The sequence below is a fragment of the Catellatospora tritici genome, from assembly GCF_019083965.1.
GTDB lineage: Bacteria > Actinomycetota > Actinomycetes > Mycobacteriales > Micromonosporaceae > Catellatospora > Catellatospora tritici.
Genome location: NZ_JAHRCY010000009.1, coordinates 362457 through 369241, shown reverse-complemented (window position 1 = coordinate 369241; position 6785 = coordinate 362457). Strand labels below are relative to the sequence as shown.

Below are 6785 nucleotides of genomic sequence, written 5' to 3'. Positions count from 1 at the left end.
GATCACCGCTCGTCACAGCGGGAAGGTGATGGACGTGGTCGGGGGGTCGACGGCCAACAGTGCCGAGGTCAAGCAGTACGCCTGGAACGGGGGAGCGAACCAGAAGTGGCAGTTCCAGGACGCGGGGGGCGGCTATTACCGGTTGGTGAGCCTGGTCAGCGGCAAGTGTCTGGACGTGGCTGGGGCGTCGACGGCGGACGGGGGCAACGTCATTCAGTACACCTGTGGCGGTGGGACCAACCAGCAGTGGCAGTGGGTGGCCACGGGCGGTTATTTCCAGCTGCGGGCTCGGCACAGCGGCAAGTGCCTGGACGTGGTGAGCGCGTCCACGGCCGACGGTGCCGACATCCAGCAGTACGCCTGCGGCAGTGGCACCAACCAGCAGTGGTCCCGCACCGCTGCGTAGCACATCACCCGCCGTCCTGCGGTGATCACCCGCATGCAGGGTGATCACCGCCCCCTGAAAACCTTTGGAGGCAAGCGTGAACTCACGCATGACAAGACCCGGAACACCACTCGCACGGTGGACAGCCCGGCTGGCAGGCATGCTGCTCCTCGTCGGCGGCGGCCTCGTCGCGGTCGCCTCGCCCGCGGCCGCCGCCAGCGGTTACCTCTACGCCACGTTCAGGGGCGACGGTGCGGCCGACCAGGAGCTGTGGGTCTACCAGTCGACCGACGGGACCAACTTCACCACCTTCGCCGACACGAACTACCAGGGGCCGTCCGGCGTCCTGCGCGACCCGAGCATCATCAACCACAACGGCACCTACTTCATCGCCTACACCGTCCAGTCCTGGACCACGAACTCCACCTACTTCAACATCGCCTCCAGCACGAACCTGACCACCTGGCAGCACGTGGCGAGCGTCAACTCGGGCATCGCGGACACCAAGTTCACCTGGGCGCCCGAGTTCTACGTCGAGGGCAGCACGGTACGGGTCATCGCGAGCGTCGCGCAGACCACCTGCTCGAACTGCTTCCGGCCATACGTCTACACCGCCCAGAACAGCGCGCTGACCTCATGGAGCGGGCCGGCGGCGATGGGCGGGCTGGACGCCAACCACATCGACACGTTCGTGGTGCGCTCCGGTAGCACCTACCACGCCTTCGTCAAGAACGAGACCTCGAAGTACATCGAGCACTGGACCAGCACGACGAGCCTGACCAGCGGATGGACTTCGGCGGGCAGCCTGTGGACCTCCGGGTACGAGGGGCCGGCGGTGACCCAGCTGGCGAACGGCACCTGGCGCATCTACGTGGACAAGTACACCAACGGTGGGATCTGGTCTGCCACCAGCTCCGATCTCAACAGCTGGTCCGGCCTGAGCAGTGTGGCCTGCGCGGGCTGCCGGCACGGCACCGTCCTGCCGGTGGCGGCACTGCCGGCCGCCGCCCCCTATTACCAGATCACCGCTCGTCACAGCGGGAAGGTGATGGACGTGGTCGGGGGGTCGACGGCCAACAGTGCCGAGGTCAAGCAGTACGCCTGGAACGGGGGAGCGAACCAGAAGTGGCAGTTCCAGGACGCGGGGGGCGGCTATTACCGGTTGGTGAGCCTGGTCAGCGGCAAGTGTCTGGACGTGGCTGGGGCGTCGACGGCGGACGGGGGCAACGTCATTCAGTACACCTGTGGCGGTGGGACCAACCAGCAGTGGCAGTGGGTGGCCACGGGCGGTTATTTCCAGCTGCGGGCTCGGCACAGCGGCAAGTGCCTGGACGTGGTGAGCGCGTCCACGGCCGATGGTGCCGACATCCAGCAGTACACCTGCGGCGGCGGCACCAACCAGCAGTGGTCCCGCACCCAGGTCTAGGTCACCGACCCGCGTAGCGGTGGGGTGCCCGTCGACCGACGGGCACCCCACCGCATCCGGCTCGACGCCGGGTCGCGATCAGGAGACCCGGCCGTGGTGGCGCAGGTAACCGAGCCACGAGGTCAGGACCAGGGCCGCGGCCAGAACCTGTAGATGAACGGTGTAGCGCTCGGGATACACCACGCCGCTCAGGTAGGTGTCGATGAAGCCCCGGCTCAGACCCTGCCCGCCGGCGCGGCGGCGGGCCCAGTCCTCGACGTACGTCAGCGGGCACTTGAGACGCAACACCACGGTGGCGAAGCCCCAGGCTGCGGCGGCCAGGTGGGGCCAGATCAGCCACGACCGCCACCAGGCCAGGAAACCGCCGGTGACGACATACGCGAGGAAGGCTAAGTGCACCGCCACGGTGGCGTCGGCGAGCGTCCGATAGGCCATGCTCCATTGTCCGCCCGCACCACCGCGGCGGCCCCGCCGCCCGCCCCCCACCCTGGTCGGCGATGTCGCCTGACCACACGGGCGGGAGCGAGTTCGCGGTCAGTGTGCGGAGCCGAAGGACGGTCCAGAACGCCACGATGCCGAGCACGCTGCTGGCGAACAGCAGTACCGGCCGTGTTCCCAGCGAAGTCCCGAGAGGCAACGAACATCACACGTGAGCTGTCCCGCCGGGTACGTCCAGGTCTGGTGGCCACCACCGTTGCAGGCCCACAGCTGGGCCTGGGTGCCGTCGGCGGACGCGGAGTTGTCGATGTCCGCGCTGCCGATGAATTCGCGCGCCGAACCGGCCGCTCACGATGCGGTCCCGGCGCGGCGCTTGGCGAAGACGTCGAACGCGACCGCGGCCAGCAGCACCAACCCCTTGAACAGCATCACCTGCTCGCTCGGCGCGCCGATGAGGGACATGCCGTTGTTGATGACGCCCATCATGAGCCCGCCGGTGATCGCACCAGTGACCCGGCCGACGCCACCCTGCACGGCCGCCCCGCCGATGAACGCCGCGGCGATGGCGTCCAGCTCGAACCCGGTGCCGGCGGTCGGTCCGGCCTGGTTGAGCCGACCGGCGAACACCATGCCCGCGATCGCCGCGAGCACACCCATGTTGACGAACAGCCAGAACGTGACCGACTTGACCTTGATGCCGGACAGTGTCGCCGCGTTGAGGTTCCCGCCGATCGCATAGATGTGGCGGCCGAACACGACCCGGTCGGTCAGCAGCGAGTACGCCAGCACGAGCACCGCGAGCAGCACCAGGACCCAGGGCAGGTTCTTGAAGCGGGCCAGCTGCACGATGACGGTCATCACGACGACCGCGGCGATCACGAGCTTGACGACGAACAGGACCGTCGGCTCGACGCTCTGGCCATGACGCGCCCGGCCGGCGCGGCCGCGCCACTGCGTGACGATGATCCCGGCGACGAAGGCCAGCCCGATCAGGAGGGTGAACAGGTCGGCGCCGTCGAGCGGGCCGAGGCCGATGTTGCCCAGGTAGGTCGGCATGAAGCCGTTGGCGATCGTGCTCACCGCGTCCGGGAACGGCCCGATGCCCTGGTTGCTCAGCACGGCGAGGGTCAGCGCCCGGAACACCAGCATGCCCGCCAGGGTGACGATGAACGCGGGTATGCCGAAGTACGCCACCCAGTATCCCTGCCAGGCGCCGATCAGGCCGCCGCAGATCAGCGTGATCAGGATGGCCAGCGGCCAGGGCACATCGTTGTTGACCATGAGGACAGCGGAGACCGCGCCGGTGACGGCGACGACCGAGCCCGCCGACAGGTCGATGTGCCCGGCGATGATGATCAGGATCATGCCGATGGCGAGGATCAGGATGTAGGAGTTCTGGACCACCAGGTTCGAGATGTTCTGCGGCGCGAGCAGGTCGCCGCCGGTGAGGACGGAGAACAGCAGGATGATCAGCGCGAACGCGATGTAGATGCCGTTCTGGCGCAGGTTGGCCGAGAACAGGCGCCCGCCGAGCCGGACGGGCGCCGCGGGGTTCGCCGTCTGGTCCGCGGTCGCCGTCGGTACGGCGGCGTAGGGTCCGACACCGGTCATCGCTGCTACTGCTCCTTCACCTTGGTCATGTACTGCATGAGGCGCTCGGGTGATGCCTGCGCGCGGTCGAGCTGGCCGGTGATGCGGCCGGCGGACATCGCGTACACGCGGTCGCAGATCCCCAACAGCTCGGGCAGTTCGGAGGAGATGACCAGCACCGCTTTGCCCTGGTCGGCCATCTGGTTGATGATCGAATAGATCTCGTACTTGGCGCCCACGTCGATGCCGCGCGTGGGCTCGTCGAGGATGAGCACGTCGGCGTCGGTGAACAGCCACTTCGACAGCACGACCTTCTGCTGGTTGCCGCCGCTGAGCTTGCCCGTGATCGCCGAGACGTTGGGGGCCTTGATGTTCATGCTCGCGCGGAACCCGTCCGCGACCCGGTACTCCGCGTTCTCGTCGATCCAGCCTCGGCTGGCCAGCTTGCCCAGCGCGGCCGCCGACACGTTGCGCTTGACGTCTTCGATCAGGTTCAGGCCGTAGCGCTTGCGGTCCTCGGTGGCGTACGCGATGCCGTGGCGGATCGCGTCGCCCACCGTCTTCAGTTGGACCTCGCGCCCGTTCTTGAAGATCCGGCCGGAGATGCCGATGCCGTAGCTGCGGCCGAAGACACTCATCGCGAGCTCGGTGCGACCGGCGCCCATCAGCCCGGCCAGCCCCACGATCTCGCCCCGGCGCAGACTGAGGTTGGCCCCGGAGACCACGACCCGGCCGTGCTGGGTGGGGCTGTGCACGGTCCAGTCCTCGATGCGCAGCACCTCGTCGCCGATGTTCGGCACGTGCTCGGGGAACCGGTGCTCCAGGTCCCGGCCGACCATGCCCGAGATGATGCGGTCCTCGGTGACCACGTCGTGCTTCATGTCGAGGGTCTCGATGGTGCGTCCGTCGCGCAGGATCGTGGTGGCGTCGGCGATCGCCTCGATCTCGTTCAGCTTGTGCGAGATGATGACGCAGGTGATGCCCTGCTCGCGCAGCCCGCGCAGCAGGTCGAGCAGGTGCGCGGAGTCCTCGTCGTTGAGCGCGGCGGTCGGCTCGTCGAGAATGAGCAGCCGTACGCGCTTGGACAGCGCCTTGGCGATCTCGACCAGTTGCTGCTTGCCGACGCCGAGGTCCATCGCGAGCGTGGCCGGGTTCTCCCGCAGCCCCACGCGCTCCAGCAGCCGCGCGGCTTGGGCGTGGGTGCGGTTCCAGTCGATGACGCCCCTGGAGGCGCGTTCGTTGCCCAGAAACAGGTTCTCCGCGATCGACAGGTTCGGGCACAGCGCCAGCTCCTGATGGATGATCACGATGCCGACGTGCTCGCTGTCGCGGATGCCGGAGAACCGGCACGGCTGCCCGTCGAAAGTGATCTCACCGGTGTATGAGCCGTGCGGGTAGACGCCCGACAGCACCTTCATCAGGGTCGACTTGCCGGCGCCGTTCTCGCCGCAGATCGCGTGGATCTCGCCGCGGCCGACCGTGAGGTTGACATCCTTGAGCGCGGTCACCCCCGGGAACGTCTTGGTGATGTCGCGCATCTGCAGGATCACGTCGGTCAAGGCCATCCTCCTGGCGGGGGTGGGGCGCCCGGCCGGGCGGACCGGCCGGGCGAGTGCGGTTACTTGAGCTGGTCCTCGGTGTAGTAACCCGTGTCGATCAGAGTCGCCTTGTAGTTGTCCTTGTAGACCACCACCGGCTCGAGCAGGTACGACGGAACGACCTTGACGCCGTTGTCGTAGTCCTTGGTGTTGTTGACCTCCGGCGTGCCGCCCTTGAGCACCGCGTCGGCCATTTTCACGGTGACCTTCGCCAGCTCGCGGGTGTCCTTGTAGATCGTGGCGTACTGCTCACCCGCGATGATCGACTTGACCGAGGCGACCTCGGCGTCCTGCCCGGTCACGATCGGGTACGGCTGGCCCGCGGTGCCGTAGCCGCTGCTCTTCAGCGCGGACAGGATGCCGATGGACAGGCCGTCGTAGGGCGACAGCACACCCTGGACCTTGGCGCCCTTGGCGTAGGTCTTGGTGAGCAGGTCCTCCATCCGCCGCTGGGCGGTCGCCGGGTCCCAGCGCAGGATCGCGACGGTCTTGAAATCCGTCTCGCCGCTCTTGACGACCAGCGTGCCCTTGTCGATGAAGGGCTTCAGGGTGTCCATGGCGCCGTTGAAGAAGAACGTCGCGTTGTTGTCGTCCGGCGAGCCCGCGAACAGCTCGATGTTGAACGGCCCCTTGGCGGTCCCGTCCGAGCCGTCCGCCTTCTTCAGCCCCAGACCGACCAGCAGCGACGTCGCCTGCTGCACGCCCACCTTGTAGTTGTCGAAGGTGGCGTAGTAGTCGACGTTCGGCGACTTGCGGATCAGACGGTCGTAGGCGATGACCGGGATGTGCTTGTCCGCCGCCTCCTGCAGCTGCGTGGTGATGGCCGTGCCGTCGATCGAGGCGATGACCAGCAGCTTCGCGCCCTTGGTGATCTGGTTCTCGATCTGGTTCACCTGGGTGGGGATGTCGTTCTCGGCGTACTGCAGGTCGACCTTGTAGCCGAGGGCCTCGAGCTGGCTCTTGAGGTTCTCTCCATCGTGGATCCATCGCTCCGACGATCTCGTCGGCATGGTCACGCCCACCAGCGCGCCGGCCGTGCCGCCCGCCTGCTCCTGGTCAACGGTCTTGGTGCTGGAGCCACAGGCGGCCAGGCCCGTGACGACGATCAGGCCTACCGCGGCTGCGGCCAGCTTCGCGATCTTCATCTCACTCCTTCACGACAGGAACGACCCGCGGCGCCCGGAAGCGGCGAGTGTTAGCGCTCACATACACAACCGAGTGGGGGTGTATATAAGAAGTAGGGGGAATTGTTAACGCTCACATGTTTTGCTGCGAAAGTGGTCCGGGTCAATGGCCACCGGGTAACGGTTGGGTTACAGCGCGAGTCCTCGAAGGCGTCGTGCGGCGC

Annotated in this window: 6 protein-coding genes; 2 read left to right on the top strand and 4 right to left on the bottom strand. The window is 67.2% G+C overall.

Annotated elements, in window-relative coordinates:
* Both KUA19_RS22530 and KUA19_RS43005 read left to right on the top strand, forming a co-directional pair.
* A partial coding sequence (locus KUA19_RS22530; RefSeq protein WP_217398596.1) for an RICIN domain-containing protein occupies window positions 1-406 on the top strand: 406 nt, incomplete at its 5' end.
* A 139-nt stretch (window positions 407-545) separates the two neighbouring features.
* A complete protein-coding gene (locus tag KUA19_RS43005) occupies window positions 546-1811 on the top strand; it encodes an RICIN domain-containing protein (RefSeq protein ID WP_254549876.1) in 1266 nt (421 codons plus the stop codon).
* A 78-nt stretch (window positions 1812-1889) separates the two neighbouring features.
* Here KUA19_RS43005 and KUA19_RS22520 read toward each other — a convergent pair whose 3' ends face one another.
* The 4 genes from KUA19_RS22520 to chvE form a co-directional block, all read right to left on the bottom strand.
* The gene (locus KUA19_RS22520; RefSeq protein ID WP_217398594.1) at window positions 1890-2246 is read right to left on the bottom strand and encodes a DUF2784 domain-containing protein; all 357 of its coding nucleotides are present in this window, start codon (window positions 2244-2246) and stop codon (window positions 1890-1892) included.
* A gap of 351 nt (window positions 2247-2597) precedes the next feature.
* On the bottom strand, window positions 2598-3860 hold the full coding sequence (gene mmsB / locus KUA19_RS22515; protein WP_217398592.1) for a multiple monosaccharide ABC transporter permease: 1263 nt from the start codon (window positions 3858-3860) through the stop codon (window positions 2598-2600).
* Window positions 3861-3865: 5 nt separating this feature from the next.
* Window positions 3866-5398 carry a multiple monosaccharide ABC transporter ATP-binding protein gene (gene mmsA / locus KUA19_RS22510; protein ID WP_217398590.1) on the bottom strand — a complete coding sequence of 511 codons (1533 nt, stop codon included), beginning with the start codon at window positions 5396-5398 and terminating at the stop codon, window positions 3866-3868.
* Window positions 5399-5457: 59 nt separating this feature from the next.
* Window positions 5458-6582 carry a multiple monosaccharide ABC transporter substrate-binding protein gene (gene chvE, locus KUA19_RS22505; protein ID WP_217398588.1) on the bottom strand — a complete coding sequence of 375 codons (1125 nt, stop codon included), beginning with the start codon at window positions 6580-6582 and terminating at the stop codon, window positions 5458-5460.
* Window positions 6583-6785: the final 203 nt, after the last annotated feature.